Annotated in this window: 17 protein-coding genes; 13 read left to right on the top strand and 4 right to left on the bottom strand. The window is 61.3% G+C overall.

The genetic code is table 11. The features are described from left to right. The 8 genes from K4A76_RS08790 (at position 1) to K4A76_RS08825 (ending at position 11,568) form a co-directional block, all read left to right on the top strand. The gene (locus K4A76_RS08790) at positions 1 to 705 is read left to right on the top strand and encodes a succinate dehydrogenase iron-sulfur subunit (protein ID WP_009684708.1); all 705 of its coding nucleotides are present in this window, start codon (positions 1 to 3) and stop codon (positions 703 to 705) included. A 246-nt stretch (positions 706 to 951) separates the two neighbouring features. Beyond that, positions 952 to 3,783: a 2-oxoglutarate dehydrogenase E1 component gene (locus K4A76_RS08795; RefSeq protein ID WP_029886713.1), complete on the top strand. Its 2,832-nt coding sequence runs from the start codon at positions 952 to 954 to the stop codon at positions 3,781 to 3,783. A gap of 42 nt (positions 3,784 to 3,825) precedes the next feature. Then, positions 3,826 to 5,049: a 2-oxoglutarate dehydrogenase complex dihydrolipoyllysine-residue succinyltransferase gene (odhB, locus tag K4A76_RS08800; protein ID WP_054881175.1), complete on the top strand. Its 1,224-nt coding sequence runs from the start codon at positions 3,826 to 3,828 to the stop codon at positions 5,047 to 5,049. A 96-nt stretch (positions 5,050 to 5,145) separates the two neighbouring features. Then, entirely contained in the window at positions 5,146 to 6,582 is a 1,437-nt protein-coding gene (gene lpdA / locus K4A76_RS08805) for a dihydrolipoyl dehydrogenase (RefSeq protein ID WP_009684703.1), read from the top strand. Positions 6,583 to 6,754: 172 nt separating this feature from the next. Beyond that, positions 6,755 to 7,921 carry an ADP-forming succinate--CoA ligase subunit beta gene (gene sucC, locus K4A76_RS08810; RefSeq protein ID WP_003254205.1) on the top strand — a complete coding sequence of 389 codons (1,167 nt, stop codon included), beginning with the start codon at positions 6,755 to 6,757 and terminating at the stop codon, positions 7,919 to 7,921. Then, on the top strand, positions 7,921 to 8,805 hold the full coding sequence (gene sucD / locus K4A76_RS08815) for a succinate--CoA ligase subunit alpha (RefSeq protein WP_274411967.1): 885 nt from the start codon (positions 7,921 to 7,923) through the stop codon (positions 8,803 to 8,805). The genes sucC and sucD overlap by 1 nt, the downstream gene beginning before the upstream one ends. Positions 8,806 to 9,287: 482 nt before the next feature. After that, on the top strand, positions 9,288 to 10,601 hold the full coding sequence (brnQ, locus tag K4A76_RS08820) for a branched-chain amino acid transport system II carrier protein (protein WP_054911494.1): 1,314 nt from the start codon (positions 9,288 to 9,290) through the stop codon (positions 10,599 to 10,601). A 217-nt stretch (positions 10,602 to 10,818) separates the two neighbouring features. Next, a complete protein-coding gene (locus K4A76_RS08825) occupies positions 10,819 to 11,568 on the top strand; it encodes a DUF599 domain-containing protein (protein WP_274411968.1) in 750 nt (249 codons plus the stop codon). Positions 11,569 to 11,634: 66 nt separating this feature from the next. Here K4A76_RS08825 and K4A76_RS08830 read toward each other — a convergent pair whose 3' ends face one another. Continuing rightward, positions 11,635 to 11,898 (bottom strand): hypothetical protein, encoded by a 264-nt coding sequence (locus K4A76_RS08830; protein WP_009684700.1) that lies wholly within the window; start codon positions 11,896 to 11,898, stop codon positions 11,635 to 11,637. A 152-nt stretch (positions 11,899 to 12,050) separates the two neighbouring features. On the opposite strand from K4A76_RS08830, the gene K4A76_RS08835 reads away from it, so the two are divergent. The 4 genes from K4A76_RS08835 (at position 12,051) to K4A76_RS08850 (ending at position 15,769) form a co-directional block, all read left to right on the top strand. After that, positions 12,051 to 12,527 carry a PaaI family thioesterase gene (locus tag K4A76_RS08835; RefSeq protein WP_029887684.1) on the top strand — a complete coding sequence of 159 codons (477 nt, stop codon included), beginning with the start codon at positions 12,051 to 12,053 and terminating at the stop codon, positions 12,525 to 12,527. After that, a complete protein-coding gene (locus tag K4A76_RS08840; RefSeq protein WP_274411969.1) occupies positions 12,524 to 13,006 on the top strand; it encodes a PaaI family thioesterase in 483 nt (160 codons plus the stop codon). Before K4A76_RS08835 ends, K4A76_RS08840 begins: the two co-directional genes overlap by 4 nt. Positions 13,007 to 13,075: 69 nt before the next feature. Then, positions 13,076 to 14,980 (top strand): molecular chaperone HtpG, encoded by a 1,905-nt coding sequence (htpG, locus tag K4A76_RS08845; RefSeq protein WP_029887686.1) that lies wholly within the window; start codon positions 13,076 to 13,078, stop codon positions 14,978 to 14,980. A 63-nt stretch (positions 14,981 to 15,043) separates the two neighbouring features. Then, positions 15,044 to 15,769, top strand: a complete 726-nt coding sequence (locus K4A76_RS08850) for a dienelactone hydrolase family protein (RefSeq protein WP_009684696.1) — start codon at positions 15,044 to 15,046, stop codon at positions 15,767 to 15,769. Between the two features lie 103 nt (positions 15,770 to 15,872). Here K4A76_RS08850 and K4A76_RS08855 read toward each other — a convergent pair whose 3' ends face one another. Further along, on the bottom strand, positions 15,873 to 16,736 hold the full coding sequence (locus K4A76_RS08855) for a pirin family protein (RefSeq protein ID WP_274411970.1): 864 nt from the start codon (positions 16,734 to 16,736) through the stop codon (positions 15,873 to 15,875). Positions 16,737 to 16,853: 117 nt separating this feature from the next. On the opposite strand from K4A76_RS08855, the gene K4A76_RS08860 reads away from it, so the two are divergent. Next, the gene (locus K4A76_RS08860; RefSeq protein WP_274411971.1) at positions 16,854 to 17,858 is read left to right on the top strand and encodes an amidohydrolase family protein; all 1,005 of its coding nucleotides are present in this window, start codon (positions 16,854 to 16,856) and stop codon (positions 17,856 to 17,858) included. A gap of 174 nt (positions 17,859 to 18,032) precedes the next feature. Here the strand turns inward: K4A76_RS08860 and fabB are convergent, their stop codons facing one another. Further along, on the bottom strand, positions 18,033 to 19,253 hold the full coding sequence (fabB, locus tag K4A76_RS08865; RefSeq protein ID WP_029887743.1) for a beta-ketoacyl-ACP synthase I: 1,221 nt from the start codon (positions 19,251 to 19,253) through the stop codon (positions 18,033 to 18,035). An 11-nt stretch (positions 19,254 to 19,264) separates the two neighbouring features. Beyond that, a complete protein-coding gene (gene fabA / locus K4A76_RS08870; protein WP_008089108.1) occupies positions 19,265 to 19,780 on the bottom strand; it encodes a 3-hydroxyacyl-[acyl-carrier-protein] dehydratase FabA in 516 nt (171 codons plus the stop codon). Positions 19,781 to 19,920 lie beyond the last annotated feature (140 nt).

Below are 19,920 nucleotides of genomic sequence, written 5' to 3' on the forward strand. Positions count from 1 at the left end.
ATGTTGAAAGTCGAAGTTTATCGTTACAACCCGGATACCGATTCGGCGCCAAAAATGGAGTCGTTCGACGTCGATACCGGCGGCAAGGACTTGATGGTGCTGGACGTACTGGCCCTGATCAAGGAAAAGGACGAAGGTTTCTCGTACCGTCGTTCCTGCCGTGAAGGCGTGTGCGGTTCCGACGGCATGAACATGAACGGCAAGAACGGCCTGGCCTGCATCACCCCGCTGTCGGCGGTGGTCAAGGGCAACAAGCTGGTTCTGCGCCCTCTGCCAGGCCTGCCGGTCATTCGTGACCTGGTGGTCGACATGAGCATCTTCTACAAGCAGTACGAGAAGGTGAAGCCGTTCCTGCAGAACGACACGCCGGCCCCGGCCATCGAGCGCCTGCAGTCGCCGGAAGACCGCGAAAAGCTGGACGGCCTGTACGAGTGCATCCTGTGCGCTTGCTGCTCGACTTCCTGCCCGTCGTTCTGGTGGAACCCGGACAAGTTCCTGGGCCCGGCCGCGCTGCTGCAGGCCTACCGTTTCCTGGCCGACAGCCGCGACACCAAGACTCAGGAGCGCCTGGCGTCCCTGGATGACCCGTTCAGCGTATTCCGCTGCCGCGGGATCATGAACTGCGTGAACGTTTGCCCGAAAGGTCTCAACCCGACCAAGGCAATCGGCCACGTACGTAACATGCTGCTGCAAAGCGGCACCTGATACACCGTGTTGTACCTGCAGTAAGCCGAGGTGCGGGCGGTGAGCCCGCACTGAGGTAAAACCCGAGCAAGGGCCCAAAAAGCCCGCGCTCATTACCTATGAAGATATGAGACCAGCAGGGGCTTTCCGGGCTGGTACCCGGAAAATCAGCAGGATCCAGGTGGCGTGGTTCAGTCGCTGTTTTCGGACTTTTCCAGGTTTGCTTCGGCTCTCGCCGATCAGTCCCCTAATCGAGGGTGACCAAGCATGCAAGAAAGCGTGATGCAGCGCATGTGGGATAGCGCCCACCTTTCAGGTGGTAACGCTGCATATGTGGAAGAGCTCTACGAGCTCTACCTGCACGACCCTAACGCTGTGCCAGAAGAGTGGCGCACTTACTTCCAGAAGTTGCCAGCCGACGGCAGCACCGCTACTGATGTATCGCACTCGACAATCCGCGACCATTTCGTACTGCTGGCAAAGAACCAGCGCCGCGCCCAACCGGTATCTGCCGGGAGCGTGAGCAGTGAACACGAGAAGAAGCAGGTTGAAGTTCTGCGACTGATCCAGGCCTATCGTATGCGCGGCCATCAGGCTGCCAAGCTCGACCCGTTGGGGTTGTGGCAGCGCCCTGCGCCCGTAGACCTGTCGATCAATCACTACGGCTTGACCAATGCCGATCTTGATACGACCTTCCGTGCCGGCGACCTGTTCATCGGCAAAGAGGAGGCGAGCCTACGCGACATCCTGGATGCACTCCAGAAGACATATTGTCGCACCATTGGCGCCGAGTTCACCCACATCGTCGATTCCGAGCAGCGCAGCTGGTTCCAGCAGCGCCTGGAAAGCGTGCGCGGCCGTCCGGAATACTCCGCTGACGTGCAGGCCCACCTGCTCGAGCGCGTTACCGCCGGTGAAGGCCTGGAAAAATACCTGGGCACCAAGTACCCAGGCACCAAGCGCTTCGGCCTTGAAGGTGGCGAGAGCCTGATCCCGATGCTGGACGAAATGATCCAGCGTTCCGGCTCCTACGGCACCAAGGAAGTGGTCATCGGCATGGCCCACCGTGGCCGTCTGAACGTGCTGGTGAACACCTTCGGCAAGAGCCCGCGCGAGCTGTTCGACGAGTTCGAAGGCAAGAAGATGAACGAGCTGGGCTCCGGTGACGTGAAGTATCACCAGGGCTTCTCCTCGAACGTGATGACCTCCGGTGGCGAAGTGCACCTGGCCATGGCGTTCAACCCGTCCCACCTGGAAATCGTTTCGCCGGTGGTCGAGGGTTCGGTGCGCGCCCGTCAGGACCGCCGCAACGATACCGTTGGCGACAAGGTGCTGCCGATCTCGATCCACGGCGACGCTGCATTCGCCGGCCAGGGTGTGGTCATGGAAACCTTCCAGATGTCGCAGACCCGCGGTTTCAAGACCGGCGGCACCGTGCACATCGTGATCAACAACCAGGTTGGTTTCACCATCAGCAACCCGCTGGACGCGCGCTCCACCGAGTACGCCACCGACGTGGCCAAGATGATCCAGGCGCCGATCCTGCACGTGAACGGCGATGACCCGGAAGCAGTGCTGTTCGTCACCCAGCTGGCCATCGACTACCGCATGCAGTTCAAGCGTGACGTGGTCATCGACCTGGTCTGCTACCGCCGTCGCGGCCACAACGAGGCCGACGAGCCGAGCGGCACCCAGCCGCTGATGTACCAGCAGATCACCAAGCAGCGTACCACCCGCGAGCTGTACGCCGAGTCGCTGATCCAGGCTGGCCGTATCGATGCCGAGCGTGCCCAGGCGAAGATCGACGAGTACCGCAACGCGCTGGACAACGGCCTGCACGTGGTGAAAAGCCTGGTCAAGGAGCCGAACCGCGAGCTGTTCGTCGACTGGCGCCCCTACCTGGGCCATGCCTGGACTGCGCGTCACGACACCCGCTTCGACCTCAAGACCTTGCAGGACCTGTCGGCCAAGCTGCTGGAAATCCCGGAAGGCTTCGTCGTCCAGCGCCAGGTGGCGAAAATCTACGAAGACCGCCAGAAGATGCAGGCCGGTGGCTTGCCGATCAACTGGGGCTATGCAGAAACCATGGCCTACGCCACCCTGCAGTTCGAAGGTCACCCGATCCGCATGACCGGCCAGGACATCGGCCGTGGCACCTTCTCGCACCGCCATGCAGTGCTGCACAACCAGAAGGATGCCGGCACCTACGTACCGCTGAAGAACCTGTTCCCGGGCCAGCCGATGTTCGAGCTGTACGACTCCTTCCTGTCGGAAGAAGCCGTGCTGGCCTTCGAATATGGCTACTCGACCACCACGCCGAACGCGCTGGTGATCTGGGAAGCCCAGTTCGGCGACTTCGCCAACGGTGCGCAAGTGGTCATCGACCAGTTCATCACCAGCGGCGAGCACAAGTGGGGTCGCCTGTGCGGCCTGACCATGCTGCTGCCGCACGGCTATGAAGGGCAGGGCCCGGAGCACTCCTCCGCGCGCCTGGAGCGTTACCTGCAGCTGTGTGCCGAGCACAACATCCAGGTCTGCGTGCCAACCACGCCGGCGCAGATCTACCACCTGCTGCGTCGTCAGGTCATTCGCCCGCTGCGCAAGCCGCTGATCGTGCTGACACCGAAGTCGCTGCTGCGTCACAAACTGGCCGTTTCGACCCTGGAAGACCTGGCAGAAGGCTCGTTCCAGACCGTGATCCCGGAAATCGACAACCTCGATCCGGCCAAGGTCGAACGCCTGGTCCTGTGCGGCGGCAAGGTCTACTACGACCTGCTGGAGAAACGCCGTGCCGAGGGCCGCGAAGACATCGCCATCGTGCGTATCGAGCAGCTGTATCCGTTCCCGGAGGACGACCTGGTCGAAATCCTGGCGCCGTACACCAACCTCAAGCATGCCGTGTGGTGTCAGGAAGAGCCGATGAACCAGGGTGCTTGGTACAGCAGCCAGCACCACATGCGCCGTATCCTGGGCCGCCACAACAAGGCGCTGGTCCTGGAATACGCCGGCCGCGACGCTTCCGCCGCGCCAGCTTGTGGTTACGCTTCGAAGCACGCCGAACAGCAGGAAAAACTGCTGCAAGACGCCTTCACTGTCTAACGCCTTCGCGCACCTGAAACCGAATTTAAGGAAATACACATAATGGCTATCGAGATCAAAGCCCCAACCTTCCCGGAATCGGTTGCCGATGGCACCGTTGCCACCTGGCACAAGAAGCCGGGCGAAGCCGTCAAGCGTGACGAGCTGATCGTCGACATCGAGACCGACAAGGTCGTCCTGGAAGTGCTGGCTACTGCTGACGGCGTGCTGGGCGACATCGTCAAGGGCGAGGGCGACACCGTCCTGTCCGACGAGGTGCTGGGTTCGATCGTTGAAGGCGGCGCTGCTGCCGCACCTGCCGCCGCCGCTGCACCTGCCGCTGCACCCGCTGCGGCAGCTGCCGATGCTGGTGAAGATGACCCGGTCGCCGCCCCGGCCGCGCGCAAGCTGGCCGAAGAAAACGGCATCGACCTGGCCAGCGTTGCCGGTACCGGCAAAGGTGGTCGCGTCACCAAGGAAGACGTGGTTGCAGCGGTTGCCAACAAGAAGTCGGCACCTGCCGCTGCGCCGGCTGCCAAGCCTGCTGCCGCTGCTGCTGCCCCGGTGGTCACCGCTGCTGGCGACCGCACCGAGAAGCGCGTACCGATGACCCGCCTGCGTGCCAAGATCGCCGAGCGCCTGGTAGAAGCCCAGTCGAGCATGGCCATGCTGACCACCTTCAACGAAGTGGACATGACCGAAGTCATGGCCCTGCGTTCGAAGTACAAGGACCTGTTCGAGAAGACCCACAACGGCGTGCGCCTGGGCTTCATGTCGTTCTTCGTCAAGGCTGCCACCGAGGCGCTGAAGCGCTTCCCGGCGGTCAACGCCTCGATCGACGGCAACGACATCGTCTACCACGGCTATGCCGACGTCGGCGTCGCGGTGTCCAGCGACCGTGGCCTGGTGGTACCGGTACTGCGTAACGCCGAATCGATGAGCCTGGCCGAAATCGAAAACGGCATCGCCACTTTCGGCAAGAAGGCCCGTGACGGCAAGCTGTCGATCGAAGAGATGACCGGTGGCACCTTCACCATCACCAACGGCGGTACTTTCGGTTCGATGATGTCGACCCCGATCGTCAACCCGCCGCAGGCCGCGATCCTCGGCATGCACAACATCATCCAGCGCCCGATGGCCGTTAACGGCCAAGTGGTGATTCGCCCGATGATGTATCTGGCGCTGTCCTACGATCACCGCCTGATCGATGGCAAGGAAGCGGTAACCTTCCTGGTCACCATCAAGAACCTGCTGGAAGATCCGTCTCGCCTACTGCTGGACATCTAATCGCGCAGCTGTAAGCTGCGAGCGGCAAGCTTCAAGTCGAAGCCTGTCTGTCTCGCAGCTTGCAGCTTGCTGCTTGAAGCTCAAAAGGAATCTTTTATGACCCAGAAATTCGACGTAGTGGTAATCGGTGCAGGTCCTGGCGGTTATGTCGCTGCCATCAAGGCCGCACAACTCGGTCTGAAGACTGCCTGCATCGAGAAGTACACCGACGCCGAGGGCAAGCTGGCCCTGGGCGGCACCTGCCTGAACGTCGGTTGCATTCCTTCCAAGGCCCTGCTGGACAGCTCCTGGAAGTACAAGGAAGCCAAAGAAAGCTTCAACGTGCATGGCATCTCCACCGGTGAAGTGAAGATGGACGTTGCCGCGATGGTTGGCCGCAAGGCTGGCATCGTCAAGAACCTGACCGGTGGCGTGGCCACCCTGTTCAAGGCCAACGGTGTTACTTCGATCCAGGGCCACGGCAAGCTGCTGGCGGGCAAGAAGGTCGAAGTCACCAAGGCTGACGGCACCACCGAAGTGATCGAAGCCGAGAACGTGATCCTGGCCTCCGGCTCGCGTCCGATCGACATTCCGCCAGCGCCTGTCGACCAGAACGTCATCGTCGACTCCACCGGCGCCCTGGAATTCCAAGCCGTACCCAAGCGCCTGGGCGTGATCGGGGCTGGCGTCATCGGCCTGGAGCTGGGCTCGGTATGGGCTCGCCTGGGTGCTGAAGTCACCGTGCTGGAAGCCCTGGACACCTTCCTGATGGCTGCCGACACTGCCGTGTCGAAAGAAGCCCAGAAGACCCTGACCAAACAAGGCCTGGACATCAAGCTGGGCGCGCGCGTGACCGGCTCGAAAGTCAACGGCGACGAAGTCGAAGTCACCTACACCAACGCCGAAGGCGAGCAGAAGATCACCTTCGACAAGCTGATCGTTGCGGTCGGCCGCCGTCCGGTGACCACCGACCTGCTGGCTTCCGACAGCGGCGTGACCATCGACGAGCGTGGCTACATCTACGTCGACGACCACTGCGCGACCAGCGTGCCGGGCGTCTATGCCATCGGTGACGTGGTGCGTGGCCTGATGCTGGCGCACAAGGCCTCGGAAGAGGGCATCATGGTGGTTGAGCGCATCAAGGGCCACAAGGCCCAGATGAACTACGACCTGATCCCTTCGGTGATCTACACCCACCCGGAAATCGCGTGGGTCGGCAAGACCGAACAATCCTTGAAGGCCGAGGGTGTTGAGGTTAACGTAGGCACCTTCCCGTTCGCGGCCAGCGGCCGTGCGATGGCGGCCAACGACACCGGTGGTTTCGTCAAGGTCATCGCCGACGCCAAGACCGACCGCGTGCTGGGTGTACACGTGATTGGCCCATCGGCTGCCGAACTGGTGCAGCAGGGCGCAATCGCAATGGAATTCGGCACCAGTGCCGAGGACCTGGGCATGATGGTCTTCAGCCATCCAACCCTGTCCGAAGCGCTGCATGAAGCAGCGCTGGCTGTGAATGGCGGCGCCATTCACGTGGCCAACCGTAAGAAGCGTTAATCATAAGAAACCACGGCGGGCAGCCCGTCGTGAGTCTTGCGTGCATGACTCACCGCGGAACGTCCGCCGGACCGGATCACATGGGATAACCCGGGGTCAACGGTCACAGGTGGCGCGGCGCCAGTAATGGCGCAGCGCCGAAGCGCAGTACCTAACGAAGACGGTAAAAAGCATGAATCTTCACGAGTATCAGGGTAAGCAGCTGTTCGCTGAGTACGGCCTGCCAGTTTCCAAGGGTTTCGCAGTCGATACCCCTGAGCAAGCTGCAGAAGCCTGCGACAAGATCGGCGGGAACGAGTGGGTAGTAAAAGCCCAGGTTCACGCGGGTGGTCGCGGTAAAGCGGGCGGCGTCAAGCTGGTTCGCAGCAAGGAAGACGCCAAGGCGTTCGCTGCACAGTGGTTGGGCAAGAATCTGGTTACCTACCAGACCGATGCCAACGGTCAACCCGTCTCCAAGATTCTGGTCGAATCCTGCACTGACATCGCCAAAGAGCTGTACCTGGGCGCTGTAGTCGATCGTTCGAGCCGCCGCATCGTGTTCATGGCCTCCACCGAAGGTGGCGTGGACATCGAGAAAGTCGCTCACGAAACGCCTGAGAAAATCCTCAAGGCCACCATCGACCCACTGGTCGGCGCACAGCCGTTCCAGGGTCGCGAGCTGGCATTCCAGCTGGGCCTGGAAGGCAAGCAAGTTCAACAGTTCGCCAAGATCTTCGTAGGCCTGGCCAAGCTGTTCAAGGATCACGACCTGGCGCTGCTGGAAGTGAACCCGCTGGTGATCAAGGCCGATGGCGACCTGCACTGCCTCGATGCCAAGATCAATATCGACGCCAACGCCATGTACCGTCAGCCTAAGCTGAAAACCTTCCACGACCCGTCGCAGGACGACGCCCGTGAAGCCCACGCTGCCAAGTTCGAACTGAACTACGTTGCCCTCGAAGGCAACATCGGCTGCATGGTCAACGGTGCCGGCCTGGCCATGGGTACCATGGACATCGTCAACCTGCACGGCGGCAAGCCGGCCAACTTCCTCGACGTTGGCGGCGGTGCTACCAAAGAGCGCGTTACCGAAGCGTTCAAGATCATTCTGTCCGACAGCAATGTCGCGGCCGTTCTGGTCAACATCTTCGGCGGCATCGTTCGCTGCGACATGATTGCCGAAGGCATCATCGGTGCAGTGAAAGAAGTCGGTGTCAAGGTTCCGGTCGTCGTTCGCCTTGAAGGCAACAACGCCGAACTGGGCGCTAAAGTACTGGCAGAAAGCGGTTTGAACATCATTGCGGCAACCAGCCTGACCGACGCTGCTCAACAAGTTGTCAAAGCTGCGGAGGGCAAGTAATGAGCGTCCTGATCAATAAAGACACCAAAGTCATCTGCCAGGGCTTCACCGGCTCGCAGGGTACTTTCCACTCCGAACAGGCCATCGCCTACGGCACCAAGATGGTCGGCGGCGTAACCCCAGGCAAGGGTGGCACCACCCACCTGGGCCTGCCGGTGTTCAACACCGTGAAGGAAGCCGTGGAAGCTACCGGCGCTGATGCTTCGGTCATCTACGTACCGGCTCCTTTCTGCAAGGACTCGATCCTGGAAGCAGCCTTCGGCGGCATCAAGCTGATCGTCTGCATCACCGAAGGCATTCCAACCCTGGACATGCTGGATGCCAAGGTCAAGTGCGACGAGCTGGGCGTGACCCTGATCGGCCCTAACTGCCCAGGTGTCATCACCCCGGGCGAGTGCAAGATCGGCATCATGCCAGGCCACATCCACCTGCCAGGCAAGGTCGGTATCGTGTCGCGCTCCGGCACCCTGACCTACGAAGCTGTGAAGCAGACCACCGACGCCGGCTTCGGCCAGTCGACCTGTGTCGGTATCGGCGGTGACCCGATCCCGGGCTCCAACTTCATCGATATCCTGAAGCTGTTCCAGGAAGACCCGAAGACCGAAGCGATCGTCATGATCGGCGAGATCGGCGGTTCGGCTGAAGAAGAAGCAGCGGCCTACATCAAGGCCCACGTGACCAAGCCTGTCGTTTCCTACATCGCTGGTGTTACCGCACCTGCAGGCAAGCGCATGGGCCACGCTGGCGCCATCATTTCTGGCGGCCAAGGCACTGCAGACGAGAAGTTTGCAGCCCTGCAGGACGCGGGTGTGAAAACCGTGCGTTCCCTGGCCGACATCGGCAAGGCCCTGGCCGAGCTGACCGGTTGGGAAGCCAAGAAGTAATACTGCTACACCCCCCACGCGCACAGAGGCCACCTTCGGGTGGCCTTTGTCGTTTGTGGGGTTCTGTATTCCTGTTCTGGCCTCTTCGCGGGCTTGCCCGCTCCCACAGGGCTCACCACATTCAGAACCTGTGGTGAGCCCTGTGGGAGCGGGCAAGCCCGCGAAGAGGCCAGAACAGGCACTGTAGATTTTTCGATGGGTTTGATAGGAATTTTCACACAGACACGGCGTTTAAACCGAGGATAATTCCCTCTGTCTTCGGTCGCACAGACGACAAACATGTACGCACATCGGACAAGCAGCACTGTTCCAGTGCGTTTGACTGACAAAACGGTTACATTACGCGCTCACTCTGTGCCCGTACCCCAAAAGGGAACGACACGCTAAACGGGTCTGGCCTATCAAGCCGGGCAGCATTTCCCCTCATCCAAAGGGAAATCCCCTCTCGAATCCCGATTTCAGCAGTGTGGTACTACCTTAAAATGAAAGTTCTCAAAGGCCAGGATATCCTGGCGCTTGGCTTTATGACGTTTGCGCTTTTTGTGGGTGCAGGCAACATCATCTTCCCGCCTATCGTCGGCCTGCAGTCCGGCCCCCATGTGTGGATGGCGGCGCTGGGCTTCCTGGTCACGGCCGTAGGCCTGCCGGTCATCACCGTGGTCGCCCTGGCCAAGGTCGGTGGTGGCATGGATGCCCTGAGCAGCCCGATCGGCAAATTCTTCGGCGGCTTGCTGGCGGCTGTCTGCTACCTGTCGGTCGGCCCACTGTTCGCTACCCCGCGTACGGCGACCGTTTCGTTCGAAGTGGGTGTTGCTCCGCTGACCGGCGAAAGCCCGCTGGCGCTGTTCATCTACAGCCTGGTGTATTTCGCTGTGGTGCTGGCCGTGTCGATGTACCCCGGCAAGTTGCTCGATACCGTGGGCCGCTTCCTGGCGCCGCTGAAGATCATCGCCCTGGCCGTACTGGGCATTGCCGCCTTTGCCCTGCCGGCAGGGGGCATGGGTGACGCGCAGCCGGCTTATGCGGCCGCGGCCTTCTCCAAAGGCTTCTCCGATGGCTACCTGACCATGGATACCCTGGGGGCCCTGGTGTTCGGTATCGTCATCGTCAACGCCATCCGCTCGCGCGGTGTCGAGTCGCCGAAGCTGATTACCCGTTATGCCATCATCGCGGGCCTGATCGCCGGTGTCGGCCTGGCCCTGGTCTACATCAGCCTGTTCCGTCTGGGCGCCACCAGCCACGATATCGCGGCGGATGCCACCAATGGCGCGGCCGTTCTGCATGCCTACGTGCAGCACACCTTCGGTTCGTTGGGCAGCGGCTTCCTTGCGGTGCTGATCGCGCTGGCCTGCCTGGTGACTGCGGTGGGCCTGACCTGCGCATGCGCCGAGTACTTCAGCCAGATCCTGCCGCTGTCGTACCGCGCCCTGGTGGTGATCCTGGCCGGCTTCTCGCTGTTGATTTCCAACCTTGGCCTGACCAAGTTGATCATGTTCTCGATCCCGGTACTTACCGCCATCTACCCGCCCTGCATCGTGGTAGTCGGCCTGAGTTTCGTGAAAGACCTGTGGCATTCGCCGACCCGTATCCTGGCGCCGGTCATGCTGGTGTCGCTGGTGTTCGGCATGGTCGATGCGATCAAGGGCAGCAGCCTTGCCCACATGCTCCCGGACTTCATGGCGCACCTGCCGTTGAGCGATGCCGGCATGGCCTGGCTGGTGCCATCGGTGGTGACCCTGATGGGCGCCGTCGCCTGCGACCGCATGCTGGGCAAGCCGCGCGAAGCGCTGGCCTGACGCGCCGGGCCAAGCCCTGGGGGCGGCACCGGCCACAAGCCGAAGGGTGCCCGCCCAAGGTGCAAGCTGCAGAGCCCCGTATCGGCAACGATGCGGGGTTTTTTTCTGGCCCACACCGGCAGTACGAATTTCAGCAGGAATGTGTGCCTTTTGCCGCTTGCCAGCGTCGAAACCCGGTCCCTATCCTTCAGGCACCTGGCCTTTTCGGGAATCCTGCATGAATTTCATCCAAAGCAACCTCAACAACCTGCTGGCCGTCGCCTGGTTCGCCCTGTGCTGGGGTGGCTATACCCGGTATGCGATCTGGAAAGGGCGCGACACCGCGTGCCTGGCCAGCGTGCTGCACCTTTACCGTGAAGACTGGATGCGGCGCATGTTGCTGCGCGATAACCGTATTGCCGATGCCAGCGTGATCGGCAACCTGGAGCGCAACGCGTCGTTCTTCGCCTCCAGCACCTTGATCATCCTGGCCGGCATCCTCACCGTGCTGGGGGCCTCCGACAGGGCGCTGTCGCTGCTGGCCGACCTGCCGCTGGTGCAGCAGGCTTCGCAGGGCATGTCGGAGATCAAGTTGTTGTGCCTGGCCATGGTCTTCGTGTACGCCTTCTTCACTTTCAGCTGGTGCATGCGCCAATACAACTTTGCTGCCGTACTGGTTGGCTCGGCACCGATGATTGGCGAACGGCAGGTCAACGAACTGGAGCGCAAGGCGTTCGCCTCGCGGGCAGCACGGGTGTTGTCGCTGGCGGCCAACCAGTTCAACCTTGGTTTACGTTCCTATTACTTCGGCATGGCCATGTTGAGCTGGTTCATCAGCCCGTGGTTGTTCATGGGCATGAGTGTGGGTGTTGTATTGATCTTGTACCGTCGGGAGTTCCATTCCGATGTGCTGGAGGTGATGGTCTTTACCCCCACGGATAGTGTCAGCAGCGAGCCATTGAAAGAGGGTGGTGTAGCAGTGAACTGAAACGATTAACCGTGAATTCAACTCAAAAAAAAACCCGACAACGTCGGGTTTTTTTTATCGGGCTGATTACTGCTTGGCAGGTTCTGCCGGCGCCGGAGTAGCCGGGGCGGCTTCTTCGGCAGCCTTTTGCTCGGCTTCAGCCTGATCTTTGGCAGCTTCGGCGTTTTCCTTGGCGGCGTCGTTCATTTTATCCTGAGCTTCACCCATCTTTTCCTGGGCTTGCTCGGCATGTTCCTGCGCATCTTGGGCTTTGTCTTCGCTCGCTTTATCGCAAGCAGCCAGGCCCATGGCAGCAGCCAGCATCAGAGCAAAAGCAAATGGTTTACGCATGGGGGTGTTTCTCCTTGGTGTGATAAGTGACTTGTTCCTTCGAGTGCAGCCACTTGGAATAAGTTCAACGAAGGTTTCAGATATATAACGCCCCGTTCTACATGGACTTTTGAACCCACCTATGCCGTTTGGAAGGGACGTGGTAACAGCCTATGAGTGATGCGACCTTGATGTCCATGGCCGAGCGTTTTCTTTCGGCATTGAAACACTGCCAGTTGTTGCAGATGCGTGTGGCACAGGCTGATGAAACTGGCATGACGCTGGTCCTGCCCTGGTCGCCGGCCATTGTCGGCAACCCGCAAACCGGTGCCGTACACGGTGGGGCGCTGACAACGCTGATGGATACCACCTGCGGCATGGCCACGCTATGCGTACTGCCGCACTTCGAGGTATGCCCGACCCTGGATCTGCGCATCGACTACATGCACCCGTCGGTACCGGGCAAGGACATCCATGGGCATGCCCAGTGTTACCGGGTGACCCGCGACGTGATCTTCACCCGTGGCAGCGCCTACCAGGATGACCCCGAGCGGCCGATCTGCCAGGTGGTGGGTACGTTCATGCGGTTGGGCCCGCAGGTCAAGGGCGGCATCCGCTTCGGCAGCAGCCTGAAGGAGGGCGGGTCATGATTCCGCCGGCCATTCGCCAGCAACTCAACGCAGCACACGCGCAAGGTGACTACCGCCCCTTGCTGGCATTGATTCCCTACGCGGGGTTGATCGGCATCGAATGCGAGCGCGAGGGGGATGACCTGCTGTTCCGCCTGCCGGCCAATCCGGACACTATCGGCAACCCCCTCTTGCCCGCTATCCATGGCGGGGTGATTGCCGGCTTCATGGAGCTGTCGGCAGCGCTGTACCTGTTGATCTACAGCGACAGCGTCAGCATTCCGAAGATCATCGATTTCTCCATCGACTACCTGCGCGCCGGGCTGTTGCGCGATACCTACGCCCAGTGCCAATTGTGGCGCCAGGGGCGACGGGTGACCAACGTGGCCATTACCGCCTGGCAGGGCGACCGCCAGTCGCCGATTGCCACGGCCCGCGCGCATTTCAAGATCGAACCGCAAAAGCCCTTGAAATCATCCGGGCAGCCCCCATCTGCATGACATCCGCCGTTAAAGCAGGCTGTACCGCCCGCCAGGCGCCATTGCAATCAGATCGGAGTTTTGAAGACCATGAGTGTGGAGACTCAAAAAGAAACGCTTGGCTTCCAGACCGAGGTAAAGCAACTGCTGCACCTCATGATCCATTCCTTGTATTCGAACAAGGAGATCTTCCTGCGTGAACTGATCTCCAACGCCTCCGACGCCGCCGACAAGCTGCGCTTCGAGGCGCTGGCCAAGCCAGAGTTGCTGGAAGGCGACGCCGACCTGAAGATTCGCCTGAGCTTCGACAAGGAGGCGGGTACCGTGACCCTCGAGGACAACGGTATCGGCATGAGCCGCGAAGACGTCATCACCCACCTGGGCACCATCGCCAAGTCCGGCACTGCCGACTTCATGAAGAACCTCACCGGTGACCAGAAGAAGGACTCGCACCTGATCGGCCAGTTCGGCGTGGGCTTCTATTCCGCGTTCATCGTTGCCGACAAGGTTGACGTGTACAGCCGTCGCGCCGGCCAGCCGGCTGCCGAAGGCGTGCATTGGTCGTCCCGTGGCGAGGGTGAGTTCGAAGTCGCCACTGTCGACAAGCCCCAGCGCGGCACCCGCATCGTCCTGCACCTGAAGAAGGACGAGCAGGAGTTCGCCGATGGCTGGCGCCTGCGCAACGTGGTCAAGAAGTACTCCGATCATATCGCCTTGCCTATCCAGTTGCCGAAAGAGCAGGCGGCTGCCGAAGGTGAAGAGCAGCCGGCCGAAGAGTGGGAAACCGTCAACCGTGCCAGCGCCCTGTGGACCCGTTCGCGCAGCGACGTGAAGGACGAGGAATACCAGGAGTTCTACAAGCACATCGGCCACGACTTCGAGAACCCGCTGGCCTGGAGCCACAACAAGGTCGAAGGCAAGCTTGAATACAACTCGCTGCTGTATGTACCGGCCCGCGCGCCGTTCGACCTGTACCAGCGCGAAGCGCCACGCGGCCTGAAGCTGTATGTACAGCGCGTGTTCATCATGGACCAGGCCGAGTCGTTCCTGCCGCTGTACCTGCGCTTCATCAAAGGTGTGGTCGACTCCAACGACCTGTCGCTGAACGTGTCGCGTGAAATCCTGCAGAAAGACCCGATCATCGACTCGATGAAGACCGCGCTGACCAAGCGCGTGCTGGACATGCTGGAGAAGTTGGCGAAGAACGAGCCTGAGCAGTACAAGGGCTTCTGGAAAAACTTCGGCCAGGTGCTGAAGGAAGGCCCGGCCGAAGACTTCGCCAACAAAGAGAAGATCGCCAGCCTGCTGCGTTTTGCCTCCACCCACGACGACAGCGGCGAGCAGAGCGTTGCCCTGGCCGACTATCTGGCGCGTGCCAAGGAAGGCCAGGACAAGATCTACTACCTCACCGGTGAGTCCTACGCGCAGGTCAAGAACAGCCCGCACCTGGAGGTCTTCCGCAAGAAAGGCATCGAAGTGTTGCTGCTGACCGACCGCATCGACGAGTGGCTGATGAGCTACCTCAACGAATTCGACGGCAAGGCCTTCGTCGATGTCGCCCGCGGCGACCTGGACCTGGGCAAGCTGGACTCCGAAGAGGACAAGAAAGCCCAGGAAGAAGTCGCCAAGGACAAGGAAGGGCTGGTCGAGCGCCTGAAAGGTGCATTGGGTGACAGCGTGGCCGAAGTCCGTGTGTCACACCGCCTGACAGACTCGCCAGCGATCCTGGCCATTGGTGAGCAGGACCTTGGCCTGCAGATGCGCCAGATCCTCGAGGCCAGTGGGCAGAAAGTGCCGGAGTCCAAGCCGATCTTCGAGTTCAACCCAAGCCACCCGCTGATCGACAAGCTGGATAACGAGCAGAGCGAAGACCGTTTCGCCGAGCTGTCGCATATCCTCTTCGATCAGGCGGCCCTGGCGGCCGGGGACAGCCTGAAAGACCCGGCAGCGTACGTTCGTCGCCTGAACAAGCTGCTGGTCGAGCTGTCTGCTTGAGTTGATGCAGAGGAAAGCCCGCTTCGGCGGGCTTTTTTATGACGAGTGCCAATGGAGTGCCTGATGAGCAAAGTAATCGTCGAATCGCTGGTGTATCACCTGTCCGGCCGAACCTACGAAAGCCGCCTGGTCTACGAGCCCGGGGCGCTGGGGCGCCCGGGCCTGGTCATGGCACCGAACTGGATGGGGATTGGCGAAGGTGCCGAACGCATCGCCAAGGAAGTGGCGGAAAAGGGCTATGTGGTGTTGCTCGCCGACCTGTATGGGCAGTCGGTGCGCCCGTCCAATGCGGACGAAGCGGGCGCAGCGATGATGCCGCTCAAGAACGACCGCGGCGAACTTCGCAAGCGCATGCAGGAGGCCCTGGCCCAGTTGCTGGGGCAGTCCAAGGCGCTGCTGGAGCCTGGCAAAGTTGCCACCTTCGGCTTCTGCTTTGGGGGTTGCTGTGCGCTGGAGCTGGCGCGCAGCGGCGCCGACTTGCGTGCGGCAGTGTCGTTCCACGGCACATTGGACACGCCGAACCCCGAGGATGCCAAGCGCATCAAGGGCTCGGTGCTGGTGCTGCACGGTGCATCGGACCCATTGGTGCCGAAAGAGCAGCTACCGGCATTCGAGGACGAGATGAATGCGGCCAAGGTCGACTGGCAGTTGCTCAGCTATGGCGGGGCCGTGCATTCGTTCACCGACCCTGGCGCCAATGTGCCGGGCAAGATGCAGTATGACCGGCGCACCTCGGAGCGGGCGTTCCGTTCGATGCATAACCTGCTGACTGAAGTGTTCCAGCGCTGATCGCATAGTGGGGCTGCTGTGCAGCCCTTCGCGGGCTTGCCCGCTCCCAACTCTCACCCTGTGGGAGCGGGCAAGCCCGCGAAGGGGCGCAAAGCGGCCCCAATCAGCGAGGCAACTCGATCCTCGAGCTCTCCCCCGGCACGACCGGCCAATCCCCCGCAGCCCATCTGGCCCTGGCCTGCTCGATCAGCGCCGGGTCACTGGCGACAAAGTTCCAGTTCATCCGCCGCGGCCCATCCAGCGGCGCGCCGCCAATCAGTACCAGTTGGCATTCACCTTGCGCACACAGCGTCACCTCTTCGCCCTCCGGCAGCACCACCAGGCTGCACGGCGCCACAACCTCGTCGTTCATCTGCAGTTCGCCCTCAAACAGGTACAGCGCCCGCTCCACGTGCTCGTTCGGCACCTGCAAGGTAGTCGCCGGTTGCATCTGGACCTGGGCATAGAGGGTAGGGGACAGCACCGGCACCGGTGACGCCAGGCAGAACCCGGTGCCGGCAATCATGCAGATGCGCACCCCCAGGCTGTCGCTGACCGGCAGGCTGGCCGCAGGATGATGGCTGTAGCTGGGCGCGCCTTGTTCATGCTCACGTGGCGAGGCCAGCCAAACCTGCAAGCCGTGCAGGCTAGACCCTTTGGCCAAGGCGTCAGCAGGGGTGCGCTCGACGTGCGCCACGCCGCGACCGGCGGTCATCCAGCTGACGTCGCCGGGCAGCACCAACTGGTCCGAGCCCAGGCTGTCCTTGTGCTGAATTGCCCCTTCGAACAGGTAAGTCAGGGTTGAAAGGCCGATGTGCGGGTGTTGGCGGATGTCCATGCCGCGCCCGGGGGCGTAGGCGGTTTTCAGCATGTGATCGAAGAATACGAACGGGCCGACACTGCGGCGTTGCGCCGCTGGCAGCGGGCGCAGAATCGGTTGGCCCTCGACCGACTCTGCACGGGGGTGAATGATCAGCGTGCTGCTCATGAGAAGGGCTCCAGGCAAGGGGGCAATGCCCAAGCATAACGGTTTGCCTGCTGTGCCTGAACCGTCTTCTGCACCGGCCGGTCTACCTTGTCTGATACCAGGAGAAGGGAGCTGCCCATGAATGCCAAAGCGCTGGCCTGCGCGTTACTGTCCGCTTGCTTGTGCCAAGCGGTACAGGCGCGTGACTACCGCTACAGTGACGCCCACCTGCACTATGTGGATTTCTTCCAGGAAAGCGAAGGGATGCCGGCATTGCTCAAGGCGATGGATGCGGCAGGCGTTGACCAGTCGATGATTTCCGGCATTCCGGTGGCCAAGAAGTGGCACGAAGACGAGCCCAAGCGCCCGCGTTACTACGCCGGTGATGATGCCGATGCTTACTGGTACAGTGCCACCGACACCTATGTGGCGGCCGCGCTCCAGCAGTTGCCACCGCAGCAGCGTAAACGCTTCCACCCGTTCCTGAGCGGGTTCAACCCGGTGGACAAGAACGCCGTCAGCCATATCGAGCGTATGCTCGATCTGTACCCGGGGCTATGGCAGGGCATCGGGGAGGTGTTTACCCGCCATGATGACCTGACTGCGTTGACCAGTGGCGAAACGCCGCGCGCCAACAACGAAGCCATGACCCGGATCTATCACCTGGCCGCTGAGCGCGACCTGCCAGTGCTGCTGCACTCCAACATCACCTCCAAGCGCGAGCGCAACCCGCTGTACCTGGCAGAAATCGAAGAGCCGCTACGCAATCACCCGCACACCCGGTTCATCTGGGCCCATGCTGGCAGCAGCATGGAGATACACCGGCATCAGACGCAGATGGGCTTTTTGCTGCCAGTGCTGACGCGGTTGCTGGAGGATTACCCGAACCTGTATGTCGATCTGTCGTGGAGTGTGCTGCAGCCGTATCTGCTGGATGACAAGGGTGTGCCGCGCAAGGAATGGCTGGCGTTGGTCGAGAAGTACCCGGAGCGGTTCATGCTGGGGTCGGATGTGGTGGGGCAGTTTGGCAGCCTGGGCGAGCAGATGCACGGGTTCAACCCGTTTCTGAATGCGTTGCCGGAGGGGGTGGCGAACAAGGTAGCCAAGGAGAACTTCCTGGCTGTGTTACCCAAGCAGAAGTAAGGGTTTACCAGTACTGACCTATCGCAGGCAAGCCAGCTCCCACAGGGTTGCGCAGGTTCCGAACCTTGCGCAGTACCTGTGGGAGCTGGCTTGCCTGCGACAGGGCCAGTACACGCGACACAAAAGAAAACGCCCCGAACCAGTCGGGGCGTTTTTGATTACTGCCAGGGCGCGTTACTTGCCTTCCCAGCGCTTGAGCACCAGGGTGGCGTTGGTGCCGCCGAAGCCGAAGCTGTTGCTCATGACCGTGTCGATCTTGGCGTTTTCTTCGGTTTTGCGCAGGATCGGCAGGTCGGCCACTTCCGGGTCCAGCTCGTCGATGTTGGCAGAGCCGGCGATGAAGTTGTTTTCCATCATCAGCAGGCAGTAGATCGCCTCGTGCACGCCCGCGGCGCCCAGCGAGTGGCCCGACAGGCTCTTGGTCGAGCTGATCTTCGGCGCCTTGTCCTTGAATACCTCGCGAACGCCTTTCATCTCGGCAACGTCACCGACCGGGGTCGAGGTGCCGTGGGTGTTCAGGTAATCGATCGGGGTGTCGACGGTGGACAGCGCCTGCTGCATGCAGCGGATAGCGCCTTCGCCACTCGGGGCAACCATGTCGTAACCGTCGGAGGTCGCACCGTAGCCGACGATTTCGGCGTAGATCTTGGCGCCACGGGCCAGGGCATGTTCCAGCTCCTCGACCACCACCATGCCGCCGCCGCCAGCGATGACGAAGCCATCACGATCTGCGTCGTAGGCGCGCGAGGCCAGTTCCGGGGTTTCGTTGCGCTTGGTCGACAAGGCGCCCATGGCATCGAACAGGAACGACTGGCTCCAGTGCTCTTCTTCACCGCCGCCGGCAAAGACGATGTCCTGCTTGCCCCACTGGATCTGCTCCAGTGCGGTACCGATGCAGTGAGCCGAAGTGGCGCAGGCCGACGAGATCGAGTAGTTGATGCCCTTGATCTTGAACGGCGTAGCCAGGCACGCCGAAACGGTGCTGCCCATGGTGCGCGTAACGCGGTAAGGGCCGACACGCTTGACGCCTTTCTCGCGCAGGGTGTCCAGCGCTTCCATCTGGTTCAGGGTCGAAGCGCCGCCGGAGCCAGCCACCAGGCCGGTACGCGGGTTGGACACCTGCTCTTCGGTCAGGCCGGAATCCTTGATCGCGTCCTGCATGGCCAGGTAGGCGTAGGCAGCCGCGTGGCCCACGAAGCGGTAGACCTTGCGGTCGATCAGTTCTTCGAGGTTGAGGTCGATGGACCCGGAAACCTGGCTACGCAGCCCCATTTCCTTGTATTCCGGGTTGTAACGGATACCCGGACGGCTGTTGCGCAGGTTTTCGGTGACGGTAGCTTTGTCATTGCCCAGGCACGAAACGATGCCCAGACCAGTGATAACGACGCGGCGCATGCGAATAACCCTTAGAAATTGTCAGTGGAGGTGAACACGCCGACCCGCAGGCCTTCGGCGGTGTAGATCTCGCGGCCGTCAACGCTGACCGAGCCATCGGCGATGGCCATGTTCAGCTTGCCCTTCAGGACGCGTTTGATGTGGATGTTGTAGGTGACTTTCTTGGCGGTAGGCAAAACCTGGCCGAAGAACTTCACTTCGCCCGAACCCAGGGCGCGGCCGCGGCCTGGCAGGCCCTGCCAGCCGAGGAAGAAACCGACCAGCTGCCACATGGCGTCGAGGCCCAGGCAGCCCGGCATGACCGGGTCGCCTTCGAAATGGCAGGCGAAGAACCACAGGTCCGGGGTGATATCCAGCTCGGCGACCAACTCACCTTTGCCGTACTTGCCGCCTTCTTCGCTGATGTGGGTGATGCGATCGACCATCAGCATGTTCGGCGCGGGCAGTTGCGCATTACCTGGGCCGAACAGCTCACCGCGACTGCAGCGCAGCAGGTCTTCCCGAGTAAAGGCGTGTTGTTTGGTCATGCGAGCTCCTCAATAACCCCCTGTGGCAGGGGATGAATCTTCCCGACCGACCCGAATAACCAACGGCTTCGGGTCGGTAGCCTACAGGTAGACTATTGCGTTGTGGTGAAAGTCACAGCGCACCTGGTGAAAGAAGTACA

Origin of the sequence: Pseudomonas sp. NEEL19, assembly GCF_028751975.1 — a bacterium.
Classification (GTDB): Bacteria; Pseudomonadota; Gammaproteobacteria; order Pseudomonadales; family Pseudomonadaceae; genus Aquipseudomonas; species Aquipseudomonas juntendi.

Excerpts from the sequence above, each read along its gene's own strand:
- K4A76_RS08790 (WP_009684708.1), top strand. The coding sequence starts at position 1 with ATGTTGAAAGTCGAAGTTTATCGTTACAACCCGGATACCGATTCGGCG.
- K4A76_RS08830 (WP_009684700.1), bottom strand. The coding sequence starts at position 11,898 with ATGCGTAAACCATTTGCTTTTGCTCTGATGCTGGCTGCTGCCATGGGC.
- K4A76_RS08825 (WP_274411968.1), top strand. The coding sequence starts at position 10,819 with ATGAATTTCATCCAAAGCAACCTCAACAACCTGCTGGCCGTCGCCTGG.
- lpdA (WP_009684703.1), top strand. The coding sequence starts at position 5,146 with ATGACCCAGAAATTCGACGTAGTGGTAATCGGTGCAGGTCCTGGCGGT.
- K4A76_RS08850 (WP_009684696.1), top strand. The coding sequence starts at position 15,044 with ATGAGCAAAGTAATCGTCGAATCGCTGGTGTATCACCTGTCCGGCCGA.
- odhB (WP_054881175.1), top strand. The coding sequence starts at position 3,826 with ATGGCTATCGAGATCAAAGCCCCAACCTTCCCGGAATCGGTTGCCGAT.
- K4A76_RS08835 (WP_029887684.1), top strand. The coding sequence starts at position 12,051 with ATGAGTGATGCGACCTTGATGTCCATGGCCGAGCGTTTTCTTTCGGCA.
- K4A76_RS08860 (WP_274411971.1), top strand. The coding sequence starts at position 16,854 with ATGAATGCCAAAGCGCTGGCCTGCGCGTTACTGTCCGCTTGCTTGTGC.
- K4A76_RS08795 (WP_029886713.1), top strand. The coding sequence starts at position 952 with ATGCAAGAAAGCGTGATGCAGCGCATGTGGGATAGCGCCCACCTTTCA.
- K4A76_RS08855 (WP_274411970.1), bottom strand. The coding sequence starts at position 16,736 with ATGAGCAGCACGCTGATCATTCACCCCCGTGCAGAGTCGGTCGAGGGC.
- sucC (WP_003254205.1), top strand. The coding sequence starts at position 6,755 with ATGAATCTTCACGAGTATCAGGGTAAGCAGCTGTTCGCTGAGTACGGC.
- htpG (WP_029887686.1), top strand. The coding sequence starts at position 13,076 with ATGAGTGTGGAGACTCAAAAAGAAACGCTTGGCTTCCAGACCGAGGTA.
- fabB (WP_029887743.1), bottom strand. The coding sequence starts at position 19,253 with ATGCGCCGCGTCGTTATCACTGGTCTGGGCATCGTTTCGTGCCTGGGC.
- brnQ (WP_054911494.1), top strand. The coding sequence starts at position 9,288 with ATGAAAGTTCTCAAAGGCCAGGATATCCTGGCGCTTGGCTTTATGACG.
- K4A76_RS08840 (WP_274411969.1), top strand. The coding sequence starts at position 12,524 with ATGATTCCGCCGGCCATTCGCCAGCAACTCAACGCAGCACACGCGCAA.
- sucD (WP_274411967.1), top strand. The coding sequence starts at position 7,921 with ATGAGCGTCCTGATCAATAAAGACACCAAAGTCATCTGCCAGGGCTTC.
- fabA (WP_008089108.1), bottom strand. The coding sequence starts at position 19,780 with ATGACCAAACAACACGCCTTTACTCGGGAAGACCTGCTGCGCTGCAGT.